Annotated in this window: 28 protein-coding genes and 1 tRNA gene; 20 read left to right on the forward strand and 9 right to left on the reverse strand. The window is 70.9% G+C overall.

The window, feature by feature from the left end; translation table 11 throughout:
- Positions 1-36 precede the first annotated feature (36 nt).
- Positions 37-996, forward strand: a complete 960-nt coding sequence (locus HHX40_RS18555) for a DNA-3-methyladenine glycosylase family protein (protein ID WP_182881562.1) — start codon at positions 37-39, stop codon at positions 994-996.
- Here HHX40_RS18555 and HHX40_RS18560 read toward each other — a convergent pair.
- Genes HHX40_RS18560 through HHX40_RS18575 form a run of 4 tightly spaced genes read right to left on the reverse strand, consistent with a single transcriptional unit; the run spans position 956 to position 4,533 of the window.
- Positions 956-1,549 carry a response regulator transcription factor gene (locus HHX40_RS18560; protein WP_182881715.1) on the reverse strand — a complete coding sequence of 198 codons (594 nt, stop codon included), beginning with the start codon at positions 1,547-1,549 and terminating at the stop codon, positions 956-958. The two genes, HHX40_RS18555 and HHX40_RS18560, sit on opposite strands and share 41 nt — an antisense overlap.
- Before the next feature lie 8 nt (positions 1,550-1,557).
- Positions 1,558-2,757, reverse strand: a complete 1,200-nt coding sequence (locus HHX40_RS18565; RefSeq protein ID WP_182881563.1) for a sensor histidine kinase — start codon at positions 2,755-2,757, stop codon at positions 1,558-1,560.
- Between the two features lie 16 nt (positions 2,758-2,773).
- Entirely contained in the window at positions 2,774-3,571 is a 798-nt protein-coding gene (locus tag HHX40_RS18570) for an ABC transporter permease (protein WP_182881564.1), read from the reverse strand.
- Positions 3,568-4,533 (reverse strand): ABC transporter ATP-binding protein, encoded by a 966-nt coding sequence (locus HHX40_RS18575; RefSeq protein ID WP_182881565.1) that lies wholly within the window; start codon positions 4,531-4,533, stop codon positions 3,568-3,570. Before HHX40_RS18575 ends, HHX40_RS18570 begins: the two co-directional genes overlap by 4 nt.
- Positions 4,534-4,700: 167 nt before the next feature.
- On the opposite strand from HHX40_RS18575, the gene HHX40_RS18580 reads away from it, so the two are divergent.
- From HHX40_RS18580 to HHX40_RS18595, 4 genes are all read left to right on the forward strand, one after another.
- A complete protein-coding gene (locus HHX40_RS18580) occupies positions 4,701-5,372 on the forward strand; it encodes a sugar nucleotide-binding protein (protein WP_182881566.1) in 672 nt (223 codons plus the stop codon).
- 309 nt (positions 5,373-5,681) lie between these two features.
- The gene (locus tag HHX40_RS18585; protein WP_182881567.1) at positions 5,682-6,065 is read left to right on the forward strand and encodes a hypothetical protein; all 384 of its coding nucleotides are present in this window, start codon (positions 5,682-5,684) and stop codon (positions 6,063-6,065) included.
- Positions 6,066-6,242: 177 nt separating this feature from the next.
- On the forward strand, positions 6,243-6,683 hold the full coding sequence (locus HHX40_RS18590) for a cupin domain-containing protein (RefSeq protein ID WP_182881568.1): 441 nt from the start codon (positions 6,243-6,245) through the stop codon (positions 6,681-6,683).
- Positions 6,680-7,006, forward strand: a complete 327-nt coding sequence (locus tag HHX40_RS18595) for a LuxR family transcriptional regulator (RefSeq protein WP_182881569.1) — start codon at positions 6,680-6,682, stop codon at positions 7,004-7,006. Before HHX40_RS18590 ends, HHX40_RS18595 begins: the two co-directional genes overlap by 4 nt.
- A 68-nt stretch (positions 7,007-7,074) precedes the next feature.
- Here HHX40_RS18595 and HHX40_RS18600 read toward each other — a convergent pair whose 3' ends face one another.
- Positions 7,075-7,917, reverse strand: coding sequence for an oxidoreductase (locus HHX40_RS18600; protein ID WP_182881570.1), 843 nt, complete (start codon positions 7,915-7,917; stop codon positions 7,075-7,077).
- A gap of 158 nt (positions 7,918-8,075) precedes the next feature.
- Between HHX40_RS18600 and HHX40_RS18605 the strand changes: the two genes are divergently transcribed.
- A complete protein-coding gene (locus HHX40_RS18605) occupies positions 8,076-8,627 on the forward strand; it encodes a TetR/AcrR family transcriptional regulator (RefSeq protein ID WP_182873767.1) in 552 nt (183 codons plus the stop codon).
- 80 nt (positions 8,628-8,707) lie between these two features.
- Here HHX40_RS18605 and HHX40_RS18610 read toward each other — a convergent pair whose 3' ends face one another.
- Entirely contained in the window at positions 8,708-9,376 is a 669-nt protein-coding gene (locus tag HHX40_RS18610) for a TetR/AcrR family transcriptional regulator (RefSeq protein WP_182873766.1), read from the reverse strand.
- A gap of 89 nt (positions 9,377-9,465) precedes the next feature.
- Here HHX40_RS18610 and HHX40_RS18615 point away from each other — a divergent pair, with 89 nt between their 5' ends.
- Positions 9,466-10,266 carry an SDR family NAD(P)-dependent oxidoreductase gene (locus HHX40_RS18615; RefSeq protein ID WP_182881571.1) on the forward strand — a complete coding sequence of 267 codons (801 nt, stop codon included), beginning with the start codon at positions 9,466-9,468 and terminating at the stop codon, positions 10,264-10,266.
- Between the two features lie 120 nt (positions 10,267-10,386).
- Here HHX40_RS18615 and HHX40_RS18620 read toward each other — a convergent pair whose 3' ends face one another.
- Positions 10,387-11,259 carry a helix-turn-helix domain-containing protein gene (locus tag HHX40_RS18620; RefSeq protein WP_182881572.1) on the reverse strand — a complete coding sequence of 291 codons (873 nt, stop codon included), beginning with the start codon at positions 11,257-11,259 and terminating at the stop codon, positions 10,387-10,389.
- A gap of 149 nt (positions 11,260-11,408) precedes the next feature.
- Between HHX40_RS18620 and HHX40_RS18625 the strand changes: the two genes are divergently transcribed.
- The 4 genes from HHX40_RS18625 to HHX40_RS18640 all read left to right on the forward strand — a co-directional run bounded on the left by HHX40_RS18625 (position 11,409) and on the right by HHX40_RS18640 (position 15,643).
- Positions 11,409-12,329, forward strand: coding sequence for an alpha/beta hydrolase (locus HHX40_RS18625; protein WP_182881573.1), 921 nt, complete (start codon positions 11,409-11,411; stop codon positions 12,327-12,329).
- A 123-nt stretch (positions 12,330-12,452) separates the two neighbouring features.
- On the forward strand, positions 12,453-13,676 hold the full coding sequence (locus HHX40_RS18630) for a CHAT domain-containing protein (RefSeq protein ID WP_182881574.1): 1,224 nt from the start codon (positions 12,453-12,455) through the stop codon (positions 13,674-13,676).
- Between the two features lie 11 nt (positions 13,677-13,687).
- Positions 13,688-14,191 (forward strand): hypothetical protein, encoded by a 504-nt coding sequence (locus tag HHX40_RS18635; protein WP_182881575.1) that lies wholly within the window; start codon positions 13,688-13,690, stop codon positions 14,189-14,191.
- Positions 14,192-14,194: 3 nt separating this feature from the next.
- On the forward strand, positions 14,195-15,643 hold the full coding sequence (locus HHX40_RS18640) for a hypothetical protein (RefSeq protein ID WP_182881576.1): 1,449 nt from the start codon (positions 14,195-14,197) through the stop codon (positions 15,641-15,643).
- On the opposite strand, the gene HHX40_RS18645 is transcribed toward HHX40_RS18640, so the two are convergent.
- Positions 15,593-17,209 (reverse strand): hypothetical protein, encoded by a 1,617-nt coding sequence (locus tag HHX40_RS18645; RefSeq protein WP_182881577.1) that lies wholly within the window; start codon positions 17,207-17,209, stop codon positions 15,593-15,595. The two genes, HHX40_RS18640 and HHX40_RS18645, sit on opposite strands and share 51 nt — an antisense overlap.
- An 88-nt stretch (positions 17,210-17,297) precedes the next feature.
- Between HHX40_RS18645 and HHX40_RS18650 the strand changes: the two genes are divergently transcribed.
- From HHX40_RS18650 to HHX40_RS18660, 3 genes are read left to right on the forward strand one after another with little or no spacing between them, the layout of a single operon-like run.
- A complete protein-coding gene (locus HHX40_RS18650; RefSeq protein WP_182881578.1) occupies positions 17,298-19,184 on the forward strand; it encodes a hypothetical protein in 1,887 nt (628 codons plus the stop codon).
- Positions 19,185-19,240: 56 nt separating this feature from the next.
- A complete protein-coding gene (locus HHX40_RS18655) occupies positions 19,241-19,759 on the forward strand; it encodes a hypothetical protein (protein WP_182881579.1) in 519 nt (172 codons plus the stop codon).
- Positions 19,760-19,784: 25 nt separating this feature from the next.
- The gene (locus tag HHX40_RS18660) at positions 19,785-20,099 is read left to right on the forward strand and encodes an immunity 53 family protein (protein WP_182881580.1); all 315 of its coding nucleotides are present in this window, start codon (positions 19,785-19,787) and stop codon (positions 20,097-20,099) included.
- 998 nt (positions 20,100-21,097) lie between these two features.
- On the opposite strand, the gene HHX40_RS18665 is transcribed toward HHX40_RS18660, so the two are convergent.
- Positions 21,098-21,171 (reverse strand) — tRNA-Arg (locus tag HHX40_RS18665).
- 95 nt (positions 21,172-21,266) lie between these two features.
- Here HHX40_RS18665 and HHX40_RS18670 point away from each other — a divergent pair.
- The 6 genes from HHX40_RS18670 (at position 21,267) to HHX40_RS18695 (ending at position 25,599) form a co-directional block, all read left to right on the forward strand.
- Positions 21,267-22,265 carry a tyrosine-type recombinase/integrase gene (locus tag HHX40_RS18670; protein WP_182881581.1) on the forward strand — a complete coding sequence of 333 codons (999 nt, stop codon included), beginning with the start codon at positions 21,267-21,269 and terminating at the stop codon, positions 22,263-22,265.
- A gap of 166 nt (positions 22,266-22,431) precedes the next feature.
- Positions 22,432-22,980: an ester cyclase gene (locus HHX40_RS18675; protein ID WP_182881582.1), complete on the forward strand. Its 549-nt coding sequence runs from the start codon at positions 22,432-22,434 to the stop codon at positions 22,978-22,980.
- Positions 22,967-23,809 (forward strand): phosphotransferase, encoded by an 843-nt coding sequence (locus tag HHX40_RS18680; protein ID WP_182881583.1) that lies wholly within the window; start codon positions 22,967-22,969, stop codon positions 23,807-23,809. The genes HHX40_RS18675 and HHX40_RS18680 overlap by 14 nt, the downstream gene beginning before the upstream one ends.
- Positions 23,810-24,096: 287 nt before the next feature.
- The gene (locus tag HHX40_RS18685) at positions 24,097-25,053 is read left to right on the forward strand and encodes a cobalamin biosynthesis protein (protein WP_182881716.1); all 957 of its coding nucleotides are present in this window, start codon (positions 24,097-24,099) and stop codon (positions 25,051-25,053) included.
- A complete protein-coding gene (locus HHX40_RS18690; RefSeq protein WP_165900685.1) occupies positions 25,050-25,199 on the forward strand; it encodes a hypothetical protein in 150 nt (49 codons plus the stop codon). Before HHX40_RS18685 ends, HHX40_RS18690 begins: the two co-directional genes overlap by 4 nt.
- Positions 25,200-25,209: 10 nt before the next feature.
- Positions 25,210-25,599 (forward strand): thiol-disulfide oxidoreductase DCC family protein, encoded by a 390-nt coding sequence (locus HHX40_RS18695; protein WP_182881584.1) that lies wholly within the window; start codon positions 25,210-25,212, stop codon positions 25,597-25,599.
- The last annotated feature ends 24 nt before the right edge of the window (positions 25,600-25,623 follow it).

A 25,623-nucleotide genomic window follows, 5' to 3' on the forward strand; every position in this document is an offset into this window, starting at 1 on the left:
GCCGGGTTGTCGGTCCGCGTCCGTACGATGTCCCGCATGACCGGGCATGAATTCACGCTCACCGCCACGGGCCCGTTCGACTTCGACGCGACGCTCCGGTTCGTCGAGGACTGGCCGGCCACCAGCGGGCTGCCCTCCGACGGCAGGACGCTTCGCTTCGCCTACTGCGCCGAGGCCGACTGGCTGCCGATCGGCGTGACGGTGACCGCCGCGCCGGGCGGGGTAGCGGTGCGGACGACCAGGCCCGCGGGGCCGGCGATCCGGGGTGAGGTGGCCCGCATCCTGTCCCTGGACGTCGACGGCTCGGGCTTCGCCGAGATCGGCGAGTCCGACCCGGTGCTCGGGGAGTTGCAGCGCCGCAGCCCCGGCCTGCGGCCGCTGTGCTTCTGGAGCCCGTGGGAGGCCGCCTGCTGGGCGGTGATCGTGCAGCGTTCGTCGATGCTCATCGCGTCCCGGCTCAAACAGCGCATCGCGGAGCGGTACGGCGCCATGGTCGAGCTGGACGGCCGGGCGTACACCGCATTCCCGCCGCCCGTGTCGCTGGTGAACGCCGACGGACTCGGCCTGCCCGAGCAGAAGGAGGAGTGGCTGCGTGGCCTGGCCCGCGCTGCGCTCGACGGCGTGCTGACCACCGAGCACCTGCGCGCGCTCGACCCGCCGGAGGCGCTGGCCGAGCTTCGCGCCCTGCCCGGTGTGGGGCCGTTCTCCGCGGGCCTGATCCTGATCAGGGGCGCGGGGGCGCCCGACGCGTTCCCGGGCGACGAACCGCGCCTGTTCGCGATCCTCCGCGAGGCGTACGGGCTGCCGCAGGACGCCACGGCGAGCGCGTACCGGAAGGTCGCCGACGCCTGGCGGCCCTACCGCTCGTGGGCCTCGTTCCTCTTCCGGTCGACGGCGTACGGAGTCGGGGAGGACCGGCGGGCGGGCTCTGCCGCCGGCCAGACGGGGGAGGACGTCAGAGCCAGCCTTTCTCCTGGGCGGCGCGGATCGCGGTGATCCGGTTGGGCGCGCCGAGCTTCGTGACGGCGCTGGACAGGTAGTTGCGCACGGTCCCCTCGGTCAGGTGCAGCGCCGTGGCGATCTGCCGCACCGACGCGCCCTCGGCCGCCAGCGACAGCGCGCCGCGCTCGCGGTCGGTCAGCGGGCTGTCGCCCGCCATCATCGCCGACGCCGCCATCTCCGGGTCGAGGTAACGCCCTCCGGCGTGCACCTTGCGGATGGCCGTGGCCAGCTCGTCGGCCGAGGCGTCCTTCGGAATGAAGCCGCGCACCCCGGCGGCAAGCGCCCGCCGCAGATGTCCCGGCCGCCCGAAGCTGCTCAAGATGATCATCGCTTGGCCCGGCAGTCCCTCGGCGGCGGTGAGGCCGTCCATCCCGGGCATCTCGATGTCCAGCACCACGACGTCGGGCCGGTGCTCCCGCACGGCGGGTGCCACCTCGTCGCCCCGGCTCACCTGGGCGACGACCTCCAGGTCGGGCTCCAGCCCGAGCAGGGTGGCGATCGCGCCGCGGATGAGGTGCTCGTCGTCGGCGAGCAGGATGCGGATCATCGGGTCGGTCATCGGGCCACCGCCTCGGTGAGGACGTGCGCGCGGTCGGTGGTCGGCACGACGGCCCGCAGGACGAACTCGCCCGAACCGGTCGGCCGGGCGGTCAGGCTGCCGCCGGCGGCGGTCAGCCGCTCGCTCAGCCCGATGAGACCGGTGCCGCCGTCGTCGGTGCTCTGGCCGCCGACCCCGTCGTTGACCATCTCCAGCACCGCCGTCGCGCCGGTCAGCCTCAGCGTGACGCGGGACCGGGTCGCGGCGCTGTGCCGCAGCGTGTTGGTGGCGCCCTCCCTGACCACCCACGCGAGCAGCGTGGCCGCCTCGCCCTGCGGTGTCCGCTCCGGCAGTTCGAGGGTGCACCGGATGTTCGCCGCCTCCAGCACGGCACGCACGCTGCCCAGCTCGGCGGACAGGTCGATGGCGCGGTAGCCCCGCACGGCCTCCCGGATCTCCCGCAGGGTGTCCTTGGCCAGTCCGCGTACCGCAGTCATCTCCTCGGTCGCCTGGTCGGGGGCCACGCGGGCGAGCTTGACCGCGAGCTCGCTCTTGACCGCGATGGCGGAGAGGCTGTGGCCGACCAGATCGTGCAGGTCCCGGGCGAACCGGAGGCGCTCCTCCGTCACGGCGAGCTCGGCCTGCGCCTTCCTGCCCTCGTGGGCCTGGATGACCATGCGGTAGATCCACAGCCAGAGCCGGTTGCTGTAGGGCAGCAGCGCCAGCATCGGCAGATAGAGGAAGAGCTCGGCGCGCTGCTCGCCGAAGCCGGGAAGCAACAGGAAGTCGAGCGCGACGTAGACGCCCGCGGCGCCCGCCGTCAGCGCCACGGCGGCCCGGGCGCTCACGCCGAGCACCGCCACCCCGGTCCACGTCGTGGTCAGCGTGCTCCAGGAGAACGGCAGCATCGCGGAGGCGACCCCGGGAACATCAGCCACGAGGACCGCCCCAAGGACGATCATCACCAGGGCGAGCGCGCCGGAGGCGACGACCTCGCGTACGGCGTACCGGCCGTCGACGGCGGCGCGGACGATGCGGAGGAACAGCCAGCTGAAGATCGGAAGACCCCCGGCCACGAGGACGAGGCGGCTCCAGCCGACCCCGCCCTCGGTTCTGCTCACCACGATCTGGATCACCGGGCCGAGCCATGCGAACACCAACTCGAGGGCCAGGGTCCAGAAGGTGATGTGACGCGCCCGCTTGATCCCGGCGTTCATGGCCCAACCTTACCCATCAGCCCCGGCGTGGATCCCAGCGGAAGAACGCCCGGGCCAGCAGGGCGGCGACCGCGATCCACACGGCGAGGAGGCCCAGGGAGGGCAGGGCGGCGCCCCAGCGCTCCAGGGGGCCGAGCGGCTCGTGACCGGCGCCGATGTAGTCCAGCCCCAGGTAGGCGGTCCGCATGGTCTCCACGATGGGCGTCATCGGCAGGAACTCGATCGCGGTGCGCAGTGCCGGCGGCAGCATCTCCGGTGGCAGCATCACCGGCGAGCCGCCGACCAGGAGCAGCACGACCGGCAGGGTCGCGATCTGCGCCATCTCCCCGGTGGAGGACAGGCCGGAGACGGCCATGGCGAGCAGGGAGAAGAAGGCCGCGCCGAGAAGCGCGGCGAGCAGCAGCAGCAGGATGTCGGCCGGGGCACTGGTACCCATTGCGGCGGACATGAGCACACAGAGGATGATCACCTGGCCGAGATACACGGCGGTCGCGCCGAGGGCGCTGCCGCCGAGGACGGCCGTCCTGGTGGCCGGCCCGCCGAGCAGGCGCTTCAGCACCATCTCCTCACGGCGGGAGGTGTAGAAGCCGGCGAGGTTCATGAACGTCGCGAAGACCAGGATGAAGGCCATCATCCCGGTCATCACGTACTGCGTCCCCGGGATGCCGGCGGTTCCTTCGCCGACGCCGTTGGACGCCAGCGCGCCGGCGATCAGCAGCGGCAGCAGGACGGCGTTCACGAACGCCGTACGGTTGCGGAAGACAAGGGTGAGGTCGACGCGGGCCAGCCGCACCGCCTGCGCCACGTCGTTCATGCGGTCTCCTTCACCACGGAGTGGAAGACGTCCTCAAGTGAGGCGGTCCGGACGGCGAGCCGTTCGAGCGCGACGCCGCGCTCCGCGGCCCAGGCGAACAGCGGCACCAGCGCCTCGTGGGCCCGCGTGGCCTGGTCGCCGCCGGTGATCGTGTACGTGACGACGGGCGTCCCGCCCGCCAGGGCGACGCCGGGGGTGTGGCCGCCGATCAGCGGAAGGGCGTCCATGGGGATCTCCGGCGGCAGCCGGAAGGAGACGCGGTCGCCGTGCCTGCCGACGACCTCCTCCAGCGTCCCCTCGACCCGGATCTCGCCCTCGTGCATGACGGCGAGCCGGCTCGCGAGATGCTCGGCCTCCTCCAGGTAGTGCGTGGTGAGCAGGATGGTCGTGCCGTCCGTCACCAGGTCGCGGATCAGGCCCCAGGTGGTCCGGCGCGCCTCGGGGTCCATACCGGTCGTGGGCTCGTCCAGGAACACCACCTCGGGACGGCCGATGATCGACAGCACCAGGTCGAGCCTGCGCTTCTGGCCGCCGGACAACTGCCGTACCCTGACCCGCGCCTTGTCCGTCAGCCCGGCCAGCTCCAGCGACTCGTCCAGAGGACGGGGGTTCGCGTGCAGGTCACGCCACAGCCCGATGGTCTCGGCCACCGTCAGGTCGGAGAGGAAGCCGTTCTCCTGCAGCATGATCCCGACCCGCGGGCTGAGCGCCCGGCGCCTGCGGTACGGATCGATCCCCAGCACCTCCACGACGCCGGAGGTGGCGGGGCGGTAGCCCTCCAGGACCTCCATCGTCGTGGTCTTCCCGGCGCCGTTGGTGCCGAGCAGGGCGAACAGCTCGCCCCTGCGGACCGTCAGCGAAACGCCCCTGACCGCTTCGAACTCGCCGTACCTCTGCCTGAGCTCGGTCGCCGCGATCGCCACGTCCAGGGCGACCGCCGTTTCCCGCACGTCCGTCGTCATGGCTCAAGGGTGGGTTCTGCGCCGCTTCCCGCTGTAGTCGCCGATGCCACCGGATCGACATGGGCCTCGCGGATCACCGCGATGACAAATGCCAAAAGGACGCCGTCGGCGGTCCCCACCGCGCCGGCGGAGTGTTCTCCACTTGATCGCCCACTACGGTCGCAGCTGTGCGAATTCTCATCGTGGGCGGCAGCGGCCTTCTCGGCGGCGAACTCGTACGGCAGGCCACGACGGCCGGTCAGATCGTGGCCGCCACATACCTGACTCGGCCGGGAGCGGTGCCGGGAGCCGAGTGGCTGCCGCTCGACGTCCGTGACCGTAAGGCCGTATTCGGCTTGATCGGCGCGATCGGCCCCGACGTCGTCGTCAACGCGGCCTTCCGCCAGCCGGACTGGGAGACGACCGCAGTCGATCCCAGGGCGGTGATCGTGCGCACTTCTCTGATAATCGGTGACGGCGGCTCCGCACACGAAGACATGGTGCATGCACTTGCCGCGGGCGACACGGATGGGGTGTTGTTCACCGACGACGTGCGCTGCCCGGTGCATGTGAGTGATCTGGCGGCGGCCCTTCTGGAACTCGCGGGATCCGATCGCGCGGGAACTCACCACGCAGCAGGGGCCGACGCGATGAGTCGATATGAGCTCGGGCGCCTGATAGCGCGGCGGGACGGACTCGATCCGTCTCGGCTCCCATCCGGCCGGCGTGCCGGCACCGACGTGCCCGGGCCGCTCGATGTCCGGTTGGACTGCCGTCTCACTCAGCGGCATCTGACGACCAGGCTGCGCGGCGCGCGGGAGTTCCTGAGACAGCCACGCTCGAACGGGTCGCTGTCGTAGTCGACGAGTCGGGCCGGCACCGCTCGGTCTTCCTGTCACGCCTTGCCGAGTTGTCCTGTCAAAGGAGGTGGACAGCGGCGACGCAGTCGTCGTGGCGCCTTCGACCGCGTGAACGTCGTCGCCCAGACGACCGCCGACGACCACCAGCCCGGCTGGTCCGAAGAATGAGGAGTACCGGCAGGTGAAAGTCGAGATCCCCTGATGCAGGCTCTCCTCCACACGGTGGGGGTGTCGGCCGGCTGCGTACTGGCCCTCGCCCCGGCCCTGCTACCCGCCGCACGTCCCAGCAGGAGGTGGCCGCACATCGTCATGGCGTTCGGCATGGTGGCCGGGCATCTGGGCGGCTGGTTCCTCTCCGCCGGGGTGCTGGCGCTGCTCACCGCCGGCTGGCTCTGCGGCTCCCCATCCCGCCGCACGCAGATTGGTCATCACATCCAGGACTTCGCGGGCATGTCCATCCTCTTGGTGCTGACGGCGTTCGGTGCGCCCGCTCTTGCCGGCGCTTCGTACGGACACTCGCATGGAGGCGGTTCGCCGGCTGCGGTGGCCCTGGTTGTCGGTCTGACCTGGACCTGCGCTCGGCTCACCCGCGTTCTGCACGTGAGGAGGGCGGACCGAAGGGTGCTCACCCAGGACGCGTGCTCGGCCGGCATGGCGGCCGGCATGACCTTCATGGCCGCGTTGGCTCTCTGATGCCGTCGCGTCCAGGTGTCCGGCGCGCGAAGATCCGGCGGATGTCCGGCCCATATGCCGGGCGAACTGGTTTCTGGCAGGCGCACCGGTCAGGGCGTTGTCACGCATCGGGGTGCTGTCCGGTCTGAGCTGGTACACGGCCGGATCGAGCCGGCCACCGTCCAGCAAGGAAGCCTGATGAGCACCGATCACGCTCACGCTCACCACCTCGAGAACCCCGACAAGAGCGGGCCGCCGCCGAAGCTCGACGTGGTCGCCACCGTGCCGGGAGCGCCGCCCGCGCCGGAGGGGGCCGAGGCGATGACGATCCTGGTCACGTTGCCGCCGAACAGCCCCGGTGCGCCACCTCACCGGCACTCCGGGCCCGCGTACGGGTACGTGGTCAAGGGGGCCATCAACTTCGAGCTTGAAGGAGAGCCCGTACGGGTCGTCCGTGCCGGTGAGGCGTTCTGGGAGCCCGGTGGGGACGTGATCCACTACCAGGACGGCAACCATCTGGCAGACGAGGAGTCGGCGTTCGTGGTGACGATGTTCTGCGCACCCGGGCAGCCGATGCTGACCGTGGTCAGCCCGGAAGAGCTGGAGGCGCGGCGAGACCGTCGCGCGCCGCAGTCATGACCAAGGTTTCGCTGACCGCGCTCGTCCGCAACCTGCTCGAACTCGCCCGTGAGGCGCACAGCGGTCGCAGCGCCGCCACCGTCCACGGTGGGCACGATCGTTCGTTGCGGCAGACCGTCATGGCCTTGCGGCAGGGCGAGCACATGCACGAACACGAGCATCCCGGTGAGGTCACGATGCACGTGCTGCACGGGCGAGTCCGGCTTGTCGCCGGGCCCGACTCGTGGGACGGGCTGCCTGGCGACCTGCTGGTCATGCCCGAACGCCGCCACCGCGTGGAGGCCGTGCAGGACTGCGCCTTCCTGTTCACCACCGCACGCTGAAGGTGTGGAAGGCGGGAGCCGCATCCGGCTCTCGCCTTCCTGATGTCCGTCGGGGCTGCTCGTGATGGCTAACGTTCGTCGGCGGGGTAGTCGGCCGAGCGGCTCACGTCGGCCCATTTCTCGGTCTCCGCGGCGCGGATCTCGGCGGCTTTCCGGGCGGAGGCGAGGGCGTCGCTGCCGAGGAGGAGCCGTCGGGGTGGGTCGTCGTCGCGGACGACATCGATGATGATCTTGGCGGCGCGCGCCGGGTCGCCGGGCTGGGTGCCGTCGGTGTCGCGCCGGTAGCGGTGGATGGCGCCCACGGTCTGCTCGTACTCGGGCCCGACGGGGTGGATCTCCATGGAGGAGCCTTGCCAGTCGGTGCGGAACGCACCCGGCTCGATGATGACGACCTTGATGCCGAAGGGCGCGACCTCGCTGGCGAGGACTTCGGAGAAGCCTTCCACGGCGAATTTCGCGGTCTGGTAGGCGCCCATTCCGGGGGTGCCGCCGACGCGTCCTCCGATGGAGGAGAACTGTACGAAGACTCCCGATCGCTGGGTGCGCAGGACGGGCAGGGCGGCCCGTGTGACGTTCACGACGCCGAAGAGGTTGGTCTCGATCTGGGCGCGGAAGTCGTCTTCGTCCATCTCTTCGATCGGTGCGCTGTTGCCGTAGCCGGCGTTGTTGACCACCACGTCGAGGCTGCCGAAGGTGTCGGTGGCCTCCTTGACCGCCCGGGAGGCCGCGGCGGCGTCGGTGACGTCGAGTGCGACCGCGCGTATCCGGTCGCCGTGGCGGGTCACCAGATCGTCGAGTTGCTTGGGGCTGCGCGCGGTGGCGATGACCTGGTCGCCCGCTTCGAGGACGGCCTCGGTGAGGCGACGTCCGAGGCCGCGTGACGCGCCGGTGATGAGCCATGTCCTGGCCATGGGTGTTTCCTCTGCGGTCGAGCTAACTGTCTCAACAATGTAGCACTTGTATGGGCAGTGTCCACGCCGATGGGGCATGACCCTCTTCATGTGCTACAGAGACGCAGGCAGCATCGATCCGGCACTCTAAGTGCCTCAGAGATGTAACACTTAGGCGGGTGAGAGCAGACGCGACACGTAACCTGGAACGGGTCCTGAGCACGGGCGCCCGCATGCTCGCCGACGACCCGTCGGCGACCATCGCCGCCATCGCGGCTGCGGCAGGAGTGGACCGCCGTACCGTCTACCGCCGCTTCGCCTCCCGCGAGGACCTCATGGCCGCCGTCTACGGGGCACGTTACGACGCGGTCGAGAAGGCCATCGAGGCCGCAAGGCTACGCGAGGCCCCGGTCGCGGTCGCGCTGCATCGCTACGTCGAGGGCATCATCGCCGCCAACCGCAAGTGGCCCGTGGAAACGAGCCGCATGCTCCGCGACGTGACGATTCGCGAGCGCCGCCGCCGCCTGATCGACGAGGTCGACGCCTTCCTGCGGCGCGCCGCCGACGAGGGCCTGCTGCGCTCCGACCTGCCGCCCGGCTGGGTGGCCGCGGTCCTGCCGCCGCTGCTGGAACAGGCCGCCGAGGAGCTGTCCGAGTTGAGCGCCGCGCAGGCCGCCGACGTCGTGGTCGACACGCTGCTGCGAGGCGTCGGCACCCCACAGGCGCGCTGACCCTGCGCGGCGGTGGCGTGCAGGCCCGTGACAGGCGGTCGTGACGGCAGCCGGCAGTCCAGGAGCGGCCTGCCGATCCTTCATGGCCCCGATCCCGCTCCTGGTTCCGGCCGCGGTGAGGCGGCGGTAGCGGGCGTCACCAGCACCTGAAAGAGCGATTCGATCCACCGGGCAAGCGTCTCCGGCTGCCCCTGGGTCAGGGCCGGCGTGCCCAGAACGCTGCGCATGAGCCACACCCCCGCCTGTAGGGAGAGCATCAGTTCCGCCCGGACGCCGGTGGCGGTACCGGACAGCTCCTCGTCGAGGTGCCGCCCGGCATGCCGCCCGATCGCCTCGCGCATGATCTGCGCGGCTCTGGGATTGGCCGCCGACCTCAGCATGAGCAGGAACGGCCCGAGTTCCTCCGCCTCCGGCGCTGTCCGCGCCACCAGCGCCCGCGCCGTCTTTCCGGCCAGTTCCACGCCGGTGCCCGCGATCACCGTGCGCGGCGCGAAGGCCACGTCGACGGCCTCGGCGAACAGCCGTTCCTTCGATCCGAAGTAGCGATTGATGAGCATCGCGGTCACGCCTGCGCTCTCCGCGATGTCGCGGACGCCCACTCCGTCGTAGCCGTACCGGGTGAAGGCGGGGACCGCCGCGTCGAGGATGGCCTGCCGGGTGGCGGCGGCGTCGCGCCTGCGTCTGCCCGGGGTGGGGCCCTGCGGCTCTGATCGGCTCAGGGGAGAGGTGGGCCCGGCGGTGTCACTCATATCTACGACTGTATACTTTGGAGCAAGTCTACGAGTGTAGACATCGGGTGTGATGCGTCTCGCCGCCCGAACCACGATGCGAGGATGAGATGGATCTTCAACTGAGGGGCAAGCGTGCCCTGGTCACCGGCTCCAGTTCCGGCCTCGGCGAAGCCATCGCCAGAGCCCTGGCCGCCGAAGGCGCCGAGGTCGTCGTGCACGGCCGTGACCGCCTGCGCACCGAAACCGTCGCCGCCGCCATCCGGACAGCCGGCGGGCGGGCTCACACCGCGGTCGGAGACCTGGCCACCGACGACGGCGCCGACGTCGTGGCCAAGGCCGCGCTGGCCGGCGGCTCGATAGACATCCTGGTCAACAACGCCGGCGCCTACCCCCACCGCTCATGGAAGGAGGCCACCGCCGGAGACTGGAGCCACACCTACGAGGTCAACGTGATCTCCGGAGTCCGGATGATCCTGCGCCTGGTTCCCCGCATGCACGAGCGCGGCTGGGGTCGCGTCATCCAGATCGGCGGCGGGCTCGGTCTGCAGCCGAGCGCGGACCTGCCCCACTACACCGCCACGCTGGCCGCCCGCCACAACCTCGTGGTCTCGCTGGCCCGCGAGCTGAAGGGGACCGGAATCACGGCCAACACCGTCGCTCCCGGCGCCATCCTGGTCGACAGCGTCCAGCGGTTCCTCACCGACCTTGCTCCGGCCCGCGGTTGGGGCGAGATGTGGGAGGACATCGAACGCAACGCCATCGAGGAACTGGTGCCCAACGACGTCGGCCGGATGGGCCGTCCCGAGGAAATCGCCGCCGCGGTCCTCTATCTCAGCGGCCCGCTCTCCGACTACGTCACGGGCACCACCCTGCGGGTGGACGGCGGCACCATCCGCGGTGTCCACTGATCGCCCGTCGCTTCAACGATCGGCGGTGCCGCGTCTCGCTCATCGGGCAAGATCTCGTTGGTCATGGCGTCATCGCGCGGAAGCCGAAGGAGGGATCGGCTGCCGTCCGCCGGCGTCTGCCTACCGAGCGGGGGAGAGACTCCCGCTCGGTTGCCCGGGCGCCCACGAGGTGAGGATGCGCAGCGCGTCGTCCGATGGCGAACCGGGTTCGGCGGTGAGAACCATGAGGCGCTGTCCCGAGCCGTCGGGACTGCTCCACGTGTCGCAATCGAGGGTGAGGTCGCCGACCAGCCGATGCCGGTAGCGCTTGGTGCCGTAGGCGGCATCGTTGACGCGGTGCTCCGCCCACCAGGTACGGAAGTCGGCGTCTCGCACGGACAGCTCGCCGACGAGCCGGGCAAGCTCTGGCTCGGAGGAATCGGCTGCCGACTCCATGCGCAGGGCGGCGACGGCGTCGCGGGCGTCGTGCTCCCACTCCAGGTGCATGCTCCGGATGATCGGGTCGGTGAACAACAGATACAGGTAGTTGCGCCGATCCTCAGGAAGCTGCGAGAAGTCGGTGTACAAGGCGGCGGCGCCGGCGTTCCACTCGAGGATGTCCAGCCGTTTGCCCAGGACGATGGCGGGGGTCGCGGTGAGCTGGTCGAGCAGGCGTCGCATGGCCGGGCGCACGCGTTGCGCGGGCCGGCGCCTGCGAGGCCGCGCGTCGGTCTTGCCGGCCAGTTGGTACAGGTACCGCTGCTGGTCGTCGTCGAGGCGCAGCGCGCGGGCCAGTGTGGCGAGCACCGAGGCGGACGCCCGGACACGGCCCTGCTCCAGCCGTATGTAGTAGTCGACGCTGATCGCGGCGAGTTGGGCGACCTCCTCACGACGGAGCCCCGCGACCCTACGCCGGGAGTCCGGCTCGGGCAGGCCGACATCCTGCGGGGCCAGTTGCGCCCGGCGGGCCTTGAGGAAGGCGCCGAGTTCGCCGGGGCCGGATGTGCTGGTCATGTCCTCCATTGTGCGGACCTGGGTGGCGAAGGTGAGGGGGCAGGTCTTTTCCCAGGCAAGAACTCGCCGCTTCTGCCGGTCCAGGGTTGCGACGACTGTGGACACGTGCCCGGCATCGTGCCGGGGCCGACCACTGGACGGAGAACCCCATGGCGAAGATCGACGTCACCTTCCGCAGCAACGGTATCCCGCTCGCCGGCCATCTCCACCTTCCCGGCACCCCGGCCACAGGGCCGCGTCCGGCGATCGTCGTCGGGCACCCCGGAACCGGTGTGAAGGAGCAGGCCGCCGGCCTCTACGCCCGCCGCCTGGCCGAAAGGGGGTTCGTCGCACTCGCCTACGACGCGGCCTATCAGGGCGAGAGCGGCGGCGAACCTCGCGGCCTGGAGGACCCCGCGCAGCGCGTCGAGGACCTCAAGGCCGCCGTCTCCTTCCTGACCGGCCGCGGTGAGGTCGATCCGGACCGCATCGGCGTGCTCGGCATCTGCGCTTCCGGCGGCTACGCCCTCTCGGCCACCGCGGGTGACCGCCGCGTCAAGGCCGTCGCCACCGTCAGCGCCGTCGACGTCGCCCGCCAGTTCCGCCTGGGGGCCGACGGCGCCCAGGACCCGGCCGTGTTCGTCGGCATGCTGGACGCCGCGGCCCACGCCCGCACCGTTGAGGCCCGGGGCGAGGAACCGCCGGTGCTGACCCTTTTCCCCGACACCGTCGAGAAGGCCTATGCGCTCGGCGGGGAGCACGGTGCCGAGGGCTTCGAGTACTACCGCACCGAACGTGGCCGGCACCCCCGCTCAGCGGGCTTTCTCACCTGGAGCAGCATCGACAGGATGGCGGCCTTCGACGCCTTCGCGCCGATCCCGCTGATCGGGCGCCGGCCGCTGCTCATGATCGTCGGCACCCGCGCCGTCACGTCCTGGATGAGCATCGAAGCCTTCCAGCGCGCCACCGGCCCCAAGGAGATCTTCTGGATCGACGGCGCCAGCCACGTCGACCTCTATGACAAGGAGAAGTACGTGGATCCCGCAGTAGAAAAGATCGCCGGGTTCTTCGGGGAGAACCTGAACCGGTAGAGGCTGCGTGCTCCGCGCGTTCCGGCGGAGTGGTGGAAATGCCTTCATCGCGGACCATGGGCCGGAATGATGGAAAGGCTCCGCAGATGAGGGTGTACGTTCCGTCAAGCCGGGAGAACGCGCGTGACCGAGGGCCGGATGCTTCTGGCGGAGTACTTCCTGACCGAGAGCCAGACGGTCATCATGATCGCCAATCCGGACGATCCGGATCCCGAGCTGGTGGCGGTGCCGCACACGCTGCGCGACGTACGGGCGCACGTGGCCGAGTTGACCGGGATGCTGGAGTCGGCGCCCCGGCGGCCGGAGGCGCTGGGCCGGGTGACGGAGCTGCTGTCGGATCCGCTCCTCACCGATCTGGTCGAACCGGTCGCCAACCGGCTGGGGCCGGGTGACCGGGTGTGGCTGATTCCGCATGACGCGCTGCACCGGGTTCCGCTGCACGCCGTCGGCCCTGAGCTGGCAGCGCACTCCGTCGCCTACGCGCCGAGCGCGTCGGTGTTGCGGTACTGCCGGGGCAACAGGGGTGGCCGCCGGCAGCGGGCCCTCGTCGTCGCCGACCCGCCGGGAGGGGCCGAGCTGATGTTGGGGCCCGCCCAGGCGGAACTGCTCACCGGCCTGTTCAAGACCGAGACCCTTGCCGGCGAGGGCGCGGTCAGCGGCGAACTGGTTCGCAGGGTCGGTGGGGCCGACATCCTGCATGTGTGCGCGCACGGTGTCTTCGACGCGGCGGCTCCGATGCGTTCGGGCGTCGTACTCGCCGACGGCCTGTTCACCGCCGAGCGGTTTCTCAGGCTCAAACTGTCCAGGACGCTGGTCGTGCTGGCGGCGTGCCGGACCGGCGTCGCCGCGGCCCGGCCTGGCGACGAACTGCTCAGCCTGGTCCGCTCGGTGCTGCACGCGGGCGCGCCCGCCGTGCTGGTCAGCCTGTGGACCGTCGACGAGCTGGCGACCACGATGCTCTTCCGGCATTTCTACGAGCGGCTGGTCGCGGGCGAGCACGCCATCGACGCGCTCCGTGCCGCCCAGGAACGGCTGCGCGTGACGACCGCGGGCGACGTGCTGGCCTATCTCGAATCGGTCGCGCCGCTGCTGCCGGCTCCGGCCGCGGCCCGGCTCCTGATCGCCGAGGCCCGGATCCGGCTGATGGCCGCCGACTTCGGCAGGGCGGTCGCGGCCTGCGACGCGGCTCTCGAAACGGTCGGTGAGCCCGCCGTACGGAGGAGTGCTCAGACGATCAGGCAGCGGGCGTTGCTGCACGAGGGCTCGGAGCCACCGAATCTGGGCCGCGCCGTCTACGCGCATCCGTACTATTGGGCGGCTTTCGTGCTCATCGGCGACTGGTACTAGGAAGGGGCGGCATGCGGACGGCGGCTGAGCTCATGGCCACCGGCTACACGACCACGGTGGAGGAGGCGCCCGAGCGTGCCGACGGCACGCTCGTCGTGCTCGACGACACGGGACGGCCCCGCTGGGTGGTGGGCCCGGCCGGACGCGGGCTCGCGGTGGAGATCGGCCCGGACGCGCCGGTCAGCGGGCTCTCGGCGCTGCCCGGCGTACTTGAACTGATCAACAACGGTCTGCCGGCCGTGCTCGTCGTCGAGGACGGCCGCCTGATCGGGCTGCTGGACGCCGCGCTGATCAGGACGGAACTGCGCAGGGCCCTGGAGGAGGACGGGGACGCCATCGGCACCGTCCTGGACGGCGACTGGGAGCTGTACAGCATGCCCGAGGCGCGGATAGGGCTGGTCAGGGTCAGGTGCCAGGTCTGCGGAACCGTGGCGGAAGTGGACGAGTACCCGATAGCCGAGATTCCGTGCCCCGGCGGCCAGGGGCATCGGCTCGTCGACTCCGGGACGGAATGACGGGTGAACGGGCTGTTCGACGGCGCCGTCGCCTTCCTCGACCGGCGGCAGCTCACCTCGGTCTGGATGCCGCTGACGGCGTTCCTCGCGGCGCTGGTCACGGTGGCCGCGTCGGGGGCGGGCTGGGGGAGGACGCTGACCTGGTGGAACGGCCTCGCCGGAGAGACCCGGATCCTGCTCGTGCTCGGAGCGGTGCTGGTCACCGTACTCGCCGGGCAGCTTCTCGCGGTCGCCCGCCCGGGCCTGGTCCGCTGGTACGAAGGCCACTGGCCGGATTCGCCCCCGCTCCGTCCGCTGCGGAAAGCGCTGCGGGCCCGGCATCTGGCCGCGCAGAGCGTGCGGCGCGCGGCCGACGCCGACCTCTTCCTCGGATATCCGCGTACGGCACAGCGGACCCTGCCGACCCGGCTCGGCAACGTGCTGCGTGCCGCCGAGGAACACGGCGACCGGTACGGGATGGACGCGACGACCGTCTGGCCCCGGCTCTACACCGTCCTGCCGGACCCGTTCCTCGCGTCGTTCGCCCAGGCCGCCGCGGCCATGGAGACGGCGGTGATGATCAGCTTCCTGGGCGGAGCCTTCGCCGTCGTGGGCGGGACACTCGCCGTGCTGATCCTGCCGGGCGCCGGGGCCGTGTGCTGCGTCTGGGGCGGGGCTCTCGTCGCGATCCTCGGCTACCGCGGGGCCGTCCGGGCCGCCCGGCCGTACGCCCAGCTGATCCGTTCGGCGTTCGACGTGCACCGGTTCCTGCTGCTTGAGGCGATGCGGCTCCGCCTGCCGGAAAGCCCCGCCCAGGAACGCGCCCAATGGGAACAACTCGGCAAGCTCTGGTATCGGGGCGCCCCCGACTACGACCGGATCCCGGCCCTCCGCTATCCGGCGTCTTCTGCGCCTTCCCCCGAACCGGCAAGGCTGGTGACCTCGGGTGACCCGGTGCCTGTGAAGGCCCTCCCCGTAGCGGCCGCCCCGGTGCGTACGGGACGGGCGTTTCCGGTCCGGTCGTCGCTCGCGGGCGTGGTCGTGCTCGCCGGAGTGGGCGCGGCCGTCACGGCACCGGCGCTGGGCCCCGACGGGGAGATCCGCGCGACGCGGGACCTTCCGGCGTTCCACGTTCTGGTGCCGGCCGACCTGGAAGGCGAGGGGGCGGGCCGGCTCAGCGGGCGCTACACGGTGACGCCGGTGGCGAAGGGCGGGGCGCCGTCCGACCTCGGCCCTCCACTGGGTGCGGCCCTGACGGGCAGGGTCGCGACGACCGTGCCGGTCGGCGCCGTACGGGTCCAGCGTGGCCAGGTGGTGAGCCTCCGTACGGCGAAGGGGATGTTCGGCGGCCTGCTCGCACTGGACGTCCCGGACAAGGACACCCTTGTCGTCGCCGTGCCCGCCGCCGATCTCGACGCGTTGTCACGCGGCCTCGACGCGGGGCCGGTCCGCCTGGTCCTGCCGGTCGGCTGACAGCACGCGGAGACCGTCGCGGACCCTTTCGTCCAGCAGAGCCCAGCCGGGCTCGGGAGCGTCGGAGGGGATGCGCGCCCGCTCGCGCAGGGCGTCCTCGGCACGCCCCAGCCAGTCCAGCACGTCGGCCGTACCGGCACGGCAGGCGGCCTCCTCGGCGCGCAGGCCGAGCGACCGGTACCGGACGGCGGCCTCGCGCCATTCGCGCAGCGCGTCGTTCCACTCCAGGCCGAAGGTCAGCACGAGGGCCTTCGTGAGAACCAGTTCCGCCTCGATCGTCGACCGGGCCCGGGTCAGCGGTTCCCGCAGCTCCACCGGGACGCGCGGGGTGACCTCCTCGTCCACCAGCCAGAGCGCCTGCGTGGCCAGAGCGATCCAGCGCAGGCCGTCCACCGGCTGCTTGAGCTCGGGATCCCTGTTCACGATCGTGCTCTGACCCGCGACGAACCCACCGAGCGAGGCGTGTACGGCCATGCCGAGATACCGCCTGACCAGCCCGAAGTCGGCGGTGCCTGGCTCGCGCAGGAAACCGTCGTACAGCCACGGGCCGAGCACGTTCATCCGGTTCTCCGGCTTCAGCTGGATCATGAAAGCCGCGTAACGGTCGGTCACCCTCGCGGCCACGGGGCGGTCGGCGACGGCCGCGACGCACGTCTCGGCGAGCAACAGCGGCGCCAGCGCGGACACCGCGCCGGGTGTGGGGTGGAACACCGCCACCGCCCAGAACGGGAACAACCAGTGCGCGGTCATCACCCGCAGCCGCCCCGGCCAGACGAACCTGATCGCGAACACGGCCGCGCAGATCAGCGCGCCGCCGAGCCAGCCGGTGAGGAACCCGGCCTCCGACCACCGCGCGGCGAACCAGCCGCCCACCGGTCCCGCCGCCACCAGCATCGCCACCGCGTTGCCGGACGCCATGACGAACCGGTGGACCCGGATGCTCACGCGGTGCTCGTGCCGTACCGCCCTGTCGAGCAGGCCCATCTGCGCGGCGAGCGCCGACGCGCACGCCGGCAGCGCCCAGTCCCACCAGGTTTGCACGGCGGACGCCACCATCGGCGCCACGGTCGTGAGCATCATGGCGATGGACCAGAACCGGTCGATCGGCAGCGGCGGCCGGATGAATGGGCCGAACTGGGAGATCTGGGCGAGCCGCCGCTCCGGAGGCCGCCACCGCTCCGGCAGGAAGTGCGCCAGGCGTGTCCCGTACCCCGCCAGTAGGGGCAGGGTGGCCCAGACCAGCGGCTCGTGCCCGAGCCTCAGGAGCACGACCGCGACGGCCGCGCCGCACGCCGCCTCCGGCCAGCCCGCCAGCCCCATGGCCAGGCCGAACACGGCCAGGGCGGGGCCGGGCAGGTGGAGTGAGACGAGCACGGCCCCGGCGAAGGCGTGCAGCAGGGACAGGAGGGCCCGCCACGCGTCGAGGCGGCCGGGGACCTCGGCGATCTCCTCGAACACCGCCCGCCAGTCACCGCGTCTGCGCAGCCGGATGCGCCGCTCCACCCGGTAGCAGGCGAATCCGAGCACGGCGATTCCGAGGCCGAGCTGGCCCGGCGACAACAGCACCCGCACAGTCTGACCGGGTAGGCGCCTGGCCACAGTCAGTTGACGAAATTCGCCACACCTCGCCCGGCATTCCCCAATGATGTCCCGCATGGGTCTGCTGCGCCTGCCGCTCGTGATCTACCCCTGGTTCGCCTGGCTTGCCGTACTGCTGGGGTTCAAGGCGGCGGACAGCGGCTCGGCCGTCCCCACCGTGATCCTGATCGGCCCGGCGGTGCTGATCGGGTTGACGATCCGGCTCGACGTCTGGTCGGCGCGCGTGCTGAGCCCGCGGGAACGGGCCCGCAAGCTGCTGAGCGACGGCACGGGCATCGTCTACGCCCTGGTCTTCGTCTGGTACGCCTACGCGGCCGGCTTCCTGCCGTCGATCGTCGACTTCTGGCACCGGCACTCGTCGCTCGGCAGGTACGAGATCGTCCTGGCGCTGTTCCTGGCCTGGCACAGTCACCTGCCCGCCGTCGCCGCCGTCACCCGGGTCCCGATACTGGGGCCGATCCACGCCGTCTTCGAATGGTTCGCCGTACGCAAAGGGTGGACGGCGTTTCTCGTCGGGATCGTCTCAGGGGACCGCGGGATCGCGGAGTTCGCCGCCTGGCTGGTGTTCTTCGAACTGCTCGCGCAGCTCCATCATCTGTTCGTCAGCAAGCACCCGCCACTCTGGCGCTTCCGCAGGATCGAGGCACACCACTACTTCGGCGGCACGCCCGCCTACCGGCGCATCGTGGCGGAACTGTGGATCGAGGAGGACGTGCGCGGGAAGACGTGCCCCGGTCTCGGCCTCGTGCACACGCTCTGCGACGAGGCCATGGTCGCGGCCCAGGACAAGGATCCGCATCCCGAGATGGCCCGCTTCCTGAAAGCCGAGAAACGGCCGGGCCAGGCGGCCAAGGCCTGGTTGGACGCGGCCTCGGAGCTGCTGGCGCAGGCGACGCGCGCGCTACCCGACCCCGGGCCCGCCCAGCGGCGTGAGCTGGACCTCGCCGAGGCCCACCTCGTCAGGTTCCGCGCCCACCTCGAAGGCAGCCTCGGTCAGCGGGAACGGGCGCTGGCGAGCCAGCGCAGGGTCCGTGAGCTGTGGACCAAGCACGACCTGCACAACCTCAGCGCCAACAACCTGTGCGTGGAACTCATCGGCGCCCGCGCCGAGGAAACCCAGCCGGTGGTGCCGGAACGCGCCCTGGCGGAGCTGCACCGGCATCTCGGCCGGCCGGACCTGGTGCCGTACGTGCGCTGCTCGCTGCTCCTGCTGGCCGCCGAGTACGCCACCCTGACCGGCGACTTCGAAAGCGCCGCGTCGATGCGGACCCTCCGGCACCAGTACGTCATCGGCCGGACGGACTTCCACGTCCTCAACCGTGAGCAGCGAGCGGCGGGCATGCCCACCTTCCCCGCCCGCCAGTACCGCATGACCCTCGCCTCCCTGGAGGTGCTGGACGCCCGTACCCGAGGGCACACTGTCACGGTGGACGACGGCACCCGCCCGCCGAGGATCATCCTGTCCAACCTGCCCGGCGGCCGGGCCGGCGCCCAGGCCGAGGCGGGGATGCGGCTGTGGTTGCTCGGCCGGACCACCGAGGCCGCCGCCATGCTGAGTGAGGCCGCGGACCTGCTCCAACGTGGCGGCTTCAACGCGGAGGCGTTCACCGTGCTCTACGAACTCGGCACCGCCCAGCGAGTCACCGACCCCGCCGCCGCCTACGCGACCCTCACCCAGGCCCTTCACCTCCAGCAGCGCCTGCGCGCGGGCCTGGCCGACACCGGCCTCCGCCTCGCCACCGGCAGCGCCACCGAACACCTCGCCCGTACGCTGACCGACCTCCTGCTCCGCACCCTTCCCGCCCCCGCCCCGCCGGCCCTCACCATCTTCGACCTGGCCGAGCTCTCCCGCTCCCGCGTCCTCCTCGACCAACTGGGCACCCGCCCGACCCGGCCCATCACCTACCCTGCGCTCCGCGCCCTCCTGGCCGAGGCCGGCTAGAGGTAGGGCCGCGAGAGGCCGGTGGTGTACGGCCGGAAATTCCCCGAAGGAGGCACATGCTCCCGATCGTGCGTCGAATCGCGGTAACGGTAGTGGCCGCACTGCTGATGGCCGGCTGCGCATCTGAGCCGGAGCAACCGAAACCACCTCCTGCGGTCGTGTTCACGCCGGAGATGGCGGAATCAGTCCTTCAGGAAGTCGTCGCCGGAGTCGGCAAGAGCGGCGTCGCCGGCTTCTGCTCCAAGTTCGCGCGCAGCGTCGGGACATGTGAGGCTCTTCTGAAGAACGCCCTGGGGCAGTGCCTCCTGCCCGGAGACAGGCCGACCGTGAAGCGCTCGGTGCATCTACCCGCCACCGGCACGTACGAAGAAACGTGGCAGCTGGTGGTCGAGGGGAGAACACTCGATGGTCAGAAGTACGTCTCGGACTTTCCGATCGTCCTGTCGGCGGGGGCGCCGAAGGCTGTAATAGGGATCTACTGGACCGGCCAGGGGTACGGCAGGAACATGGACGACCCCCCGAAGTACACGGTCTCCCCACAGAACGCCTGCCCTCGACCGTCGAATCAGAAGTAGATGTCCCGCATGCCGAGGTGCCACGATGACCGATGATCCCTTCGGCTTCCTGCAGCGGTGGTATGCCGCTCAGTGCGACGACGAATGGGAGCACGCCTATGGCGTCACGATCGATACGCTCGACAACCCTGGGTGGCGGATAGCGGTGGATCTCGTCGGCACCGAGCTTGAGGGCCACGCCTTCGACTGGCGATCCCTCGACCGGACTGAGGACGACTGGATCCACATCAGAAGCGACGGCAGGCTGTTCCAGGGCGCATGTGGTCCCGCGAACCTGGCCGAGATGGTCGGTGAGTTCGAGAAGTTCGCGACGACTCCAGCCAGTATCGGCTCCATCTGATCGGACTGTAAGGGAGTCCGCGCTGTCAGCTTGGGCTTCGCATAGATCACGACCGTTGGGGGCATCGACCTGGGCGTTGGGCCGGTCACGAGAGACCGTGGTTGCCCCTCGTTTTCCAGCCTGATTGCACGCTAACTGCACGACGGCAGGAGCAGGGGAGCAGTTAGGGCTCATGTTCGACCGCGTGATGGGCTCGGCTCCATTCCATGCGCGGAGTGTGCCATACGCGTTCCGGCGGCCATAGTCGCTGGTGGCCGTGCCTCCAGCCGCATGCTGGCCGCCCGAGGGGGTGAATGAACGCAGGGGTCTCGGCTCACATCGGGACCCTGCGCCATGTCCTGGCTCGATCAGAGTTCAGAAATCCGGAAATACCACCATGCACCGGGTTGTCGTGGGAGCACGTGCGGGTGCGGCTCTGGGATGGTTCGGCGGCGGAATTCCTGATCCAGCCTCGTCACGAGCCGTGCTAGCTCTGTGCGTTCAAGAGCCGGCAGGCGTCGGAGCGTGTACTCCAGAGTGTCTCGGGCGTTTTTCGGATCGCAGCATGGACATCCCGCGTTGGGAAGGTAGAGATGTCGGCCGGGTTGCCGGACGAAACGTTCGTACTAGGCGAACGCGCCGACGATGGCGCCGGGCCAGAGACGCTGTTGCTCTATGCGAGCGATGGCGGCACAGGTCCGACTCGTCAATTTCGGGATCTTGGGGGCTGGGCGGTAGCGCCGCCGATTGACCCAGAGTCGCGCACGCAGTGCGCTTGGCCGTCTACGCGGCATCAGCCTTTCGGGTGGTCATGGACGCATGGTGTCACGTCCCCGGCCTGGGAACCAGGCGCGGTTTGGCGGGCTCCAAATCCTTTCGGCAGCTCGTGGAATCCATGAGCCGACCTGTGGAGACGCGTCCGACATCATCCCGCGTATATCCCGCGGCTATCAGGGCGTACGGCTGGATGCGTGATCGAGCGCGTGCCGGTTCGGAGGCCGAATGGGCCGGGAGAGGAGCGCGCCCTGAGGGATTCGAACCCCCGACCGTCGGATTAGAAGTCCGATGCTCTATCCAGCTGAGCTAAGGGCGCCAGTTTTTTGGGGATGACCTGCAAGGTTGGTTACCTTGGCCTAAGGTAGCATAGCCGCACACCGATGAAACAGCATCGGATTTGGAGCTTTCCCCATGGGTAGATCCCCACTCCTGCGAGACCTGGTCCCGTCGTGGCAGCTGGCACTCGAAGGTGAGAAGCTCGCACCCGGCACGATCACGAGCTACCTCCACTCAGCGCGTCTCCTGATCGAGTACCTGGACAAGCATGACATGCCCGGGCAGCTGGAAAAGATCCGTGCTCAGCACGTGCGGGCCTTCTTCTCCGCCCGCCTGCACGGCTGCTGGCTCGACGACGGGCAGACCCGGCCGTGTCCCTGTGGCGAGACGCGGTCACGTAGCGCCGGTGACGCCCACAAGCACTTCCGCAACCTCCGTGTCCTGTTCAAGTGGCTGGTCGACGAGGACGAGCTCGACGCCTCGCCGATGGCCGGAGTCGCCGCGCCGGCCGTCGTGACCCGGCCGGTCGAGCCCCTCACCGAGGACGAACTCCGGCTCATGCTCAAGACGTGCTCGGGCACGGCTTTCAAGGATCGACGCGATACGGCGATCATGCGGGTGCTGCTCGACAACGGCATGCGCGGATCCGGACTGGCCGGGCTGCGGTACCACCCCGACGACCCCGAACTGTCCGACGTGTTCCTGTCCCAGCATGTCCTGCGCATCCGCCTCAAGGGCGGGCGGACGCACCTGGCTCCCATCGGCCGGAAGACCGCCGCGGCGATCGACCGCTATCTCCGTGCGCGGGCGCGGCACGGTCACGCCGGCAGCCCGTGGCTGTGGCTGCCCGAGCGTGGCCGTACGGCGGCCGGCGGGGACCGGCGGCTCACGACGACCGGCATTCTGCAGATGCTGAAGCGCCGGGCCGACGAGGCCGGCATCCCCGGTGTCCACACGCACCGCTTCCGTACGACGATGGCGACGTCCTTCCTGGACGCGGGCGGCGATCCACTCGATCTGATGCGCGTGGGGGGCTGGAACTCCCTGGCGATGGTCCAGCGGTACACCGCGGCCACGGCGGAGCGCCGGGCACGCGAGGCGCACGCCCGGCTCTCGCCGGGCGACCGGATCTGACAGAGGAGCGGGCGAACCGCCCGGGGCACACGCGGCCCTTGACGCCCGGTTGGGAGAACACGGAGGTCGCCGCGTCGTTCGTGGTGGTGACATGACGTTCACTCGATCGGCCGCTGTTCGACCCGTGGGTACCGTGAAGACGCTGCCCTGCGGAAGTGGAGGTGTGATGTCTACCTTCTGGGACCTCAAGCACCGGCTGGCCGAAGCGATCAACGCTCACGACATACCGGGAATCCTTTCCTGCTACAGCCCGGACGCCGTATACGTGGCACCGTCGGGTATGGCCGAGGGACATGACCAGATCGCGTGGATATATGAGCAGTTCTTCACGGGGTTCCCGGACTTTCACGCGATGGCCTGGTTCGAGCTCGGCGACTGCGACAACCCGGCCGTCACCGAGTGGACCTATACCGGCACTCACACGGGACCTCTCCTCCTGCCCGACGGGCAGGAGATAGGCGGCACGGGCCACCGCGTCACGCTCCGCGCCACCTGCTCGTCCTTCGTCGAGCGCGACAAGATCCAGACGCATCGTGAGTACTTCGATCAGCTGGAGCTCTACAGCCAGCTCGGCTTCGGGTTGACGAGGCTCCGACCCGACGCGCGCGACCATTCCGCTGAGAAGCACGGGCCGCCACGGACGGAAGAAATCCGGCGGCTTTCCCCTCGCAACGGAAATGTGGTGGTTAAACTGCGTCGGCATGGCCGTACGTGAGATCCCACTCGTCGGAGACGTCTCCGAGGGGCTCGTACGGGTAGGGGCGACGGTACGGCGGCCGATGCGGCCCTCGTCGCCGTCCGTCCACGCGCTGTTGCGGCATCTGGAGGCCGCCGGGTTCGACCGGGCGCCCCGGTTCCTCGGGATCGACGAGCGGGGCAGGGCGATCCTCACCTACATCGAGGGCATGGTGCCCGCGCGCCCGCTTCCGGCGTACGCGGTGAGCGAGGCGGCGCTGACCGCGCTGGCCCTGCTGCTGCGGCGCCTGCACGATGCGGCGGCGTCGTTCGGCCCGCCTCCCGGCGCGACCTGGGAGGACGGCTCGGAGCCCGAGGGCTCGCCCGAACTCGTGGGCCACTGCGACGTGACCCCGGCCAACGTGGTCTTCCGTGACCGGCCCGGCGCGGGGCCCGTGCCGTACGCGCTGATCGACTTCGACATGGCCAGGCCGACGACGCGGTTGTTCGACGTGGTGACGACGCTGCGGCACTGGGCTCCGCTCGCCGACCCGGTCGACCGGGACCCCGCGCAGCGGTCCCTGGACGCCGCGGCCCGGGTGCGGCTGTTCTGCGACGCGTACGGCCTGCCGGCGCACGACCGGCTGAGGCTGGTGGAGACGGCGCGGACGCGGTTCGGCCGGTCGTACGCGCTGATGCGGGACCGGGCCCGCACGCGGGGCGGCGGCTGGGCGCGCATGTGGGCCGACGGCGCGGGCGGCCGGATCAGGCGCGCTGCCGCCTGGCTGGACGCCAACGAGGAGGCGCTCCAGGACCACCTCCTCGGCGACGCGGAGATCCCGGGTCCGGCCGCCGAACCAGCGTCCTGAGCGCACCCCGCACACTCGCGTCCTGACCGCCCCAGATGCCCGCGTCCTGAACGCGCCCCACACGCCCGTGTACTGATCGCCCCAGATGCCCGCGTCCTGAACGCGCCCCACACGCCCGCGTCCTGACCGCCCCAGATGCCCGCGTCCTGAAGGCCCCGCACGACGAGGCCCGCCACCCGGCCGCGCGACCCATCACAGATCACCCCGGAAGCACGCCGGCCCTGACCCCGCGCCCCGGCGGGGGCGGAGCGCGAGGGCTGCGGAAGAATGCGTGCGTGATCCGGATCATGGACGGTGCCACGGCGGCGGGGCTGCTGGCCGGGGCGGCGATCGACGCCCTCCTCGGCGACCCCCGGCGGGGTCACCCGGTGGCGGTGTTCGGCAGCCGGGCCGCCGCCCTCGAAAAGCTCATATATCGGGATTCGCGGGTGGCGGGGGTCGCTTACACGACCATCTGCGTCGGGGCCGCGACGGCCATCGGAGTGATCGCGGACCGGGCGACCCGGACGAGCCCGGTCGCGCGGGCCGCCGTCACCGCCGCCGCCACCTGGGCGGTCCTGGGCGGCACGACCCTCGCGAAGGAGGGCGCGCTGATGGCCCGCTCGCTGGAGGACGGCGACCTGGCCGCCGCCCGCGCCCGCCTTCCGCACCTGTGCGGGCGCGACTCGTCCGGTCTCGACGCCGCCGAACTGGCGCGGGGCACCGTCGAGTCGATCGCGGAGAACACCTCGGACGCCGTCGTCGCGCCGCTCGTGTGGGGCGCCGTCCTCGGCGTGCCCGGGCTGCTCGGCTACCGCGCGGTGAACACGCTCGACGCGATGGTGGGCCACCGGTCGCCGCGCTACGCGCGGTTCGGCTGGGCCTCGGCCCGGCTGGACGACGTGGCCAACTACCTGCCCGCCCGGCTGACCGCGCTGCTCACCACCGGTCTCGCCGGTCTGGTGGGAGGCTCCCCGCGCCGCGCGGCCGCTGTGCTCCGACGGGACGGGCACCGCCACCCCAGCCCCAACTCCGGGCACTGCGAGGCCGCCTTCGCCGGCGCCCTCGGCGTACGGCTCGGCGGGGCGAACGACTACGGTGGCAGGGTGGAGCACCGCCCGGAACTGGGCGACGGTCCCCGCCCGGCCGTCGCCGACATCCCCCGATCTGTACGGCTGGCGCGCGCGGTGTCGTACGCCTCGGCAGGCCTGGCCGTCGCCGCGCGCCTGGCCCGCGCACGGGCCGGTCGAAGGGGCCGGCGATGACGCTGCTCGTCCTGCTGCTGGTCTTCGCGGTCGTCTTCAGCGTCGCGGTCGCGGTGATCGTGGTCGCCGTGCTGGCGGTGCGCGCGTCGCGGCGGCCCGCGCCGCCGCCACCACGCGACCGGAATGATCCGTCCCAGGATTGGTAGGTTCGATCGCATGGGCGGAGAAAGCGGAGACAACCGCATCCTGCTGGTCTTCGACGGCGACTGCGCCTTCTGCCAGAGGTGTGTGAACGCCGGGCACCGGTTCCTGCCCTACATGCCCGCCGTACGGGCGTGGCAGGGTCTCGACCTCGGCGCGGCGGGGCTGACCCGCGAGGAGGTCATGACGTCGGTGCAGCTCATCGGCCCGGGAGGGCTGCGTGCGCACGGTGCCCGGGCCATCGGGGTGATGCTCGCGGTGCAGCCGCACCCCGCCTGGCGCGCGCTCGGCCGCGTGCTGCTCGCGCCTCCGGTGAGCTGGGCGGCCGAGGCGGGCTACCAGCTGGTGTCGCGCTACCGCCACCTCCTGCCCGGCTCCACGACCTGTGGCGTGCCGCCCGTCTGACCGGCCTCTGATCGGCGTCGTTGC

This window comes from Microbispora sp. H10949, from assembly GCF_014161435.1.
In the GTDB taxonomy this organism is placed as follows: Bacteria; Actinomycetota; Actinomycetes; order Streptosporangiales; family Streptosporangiaceae; genus Microbispora; species Microbispora triticiradicis.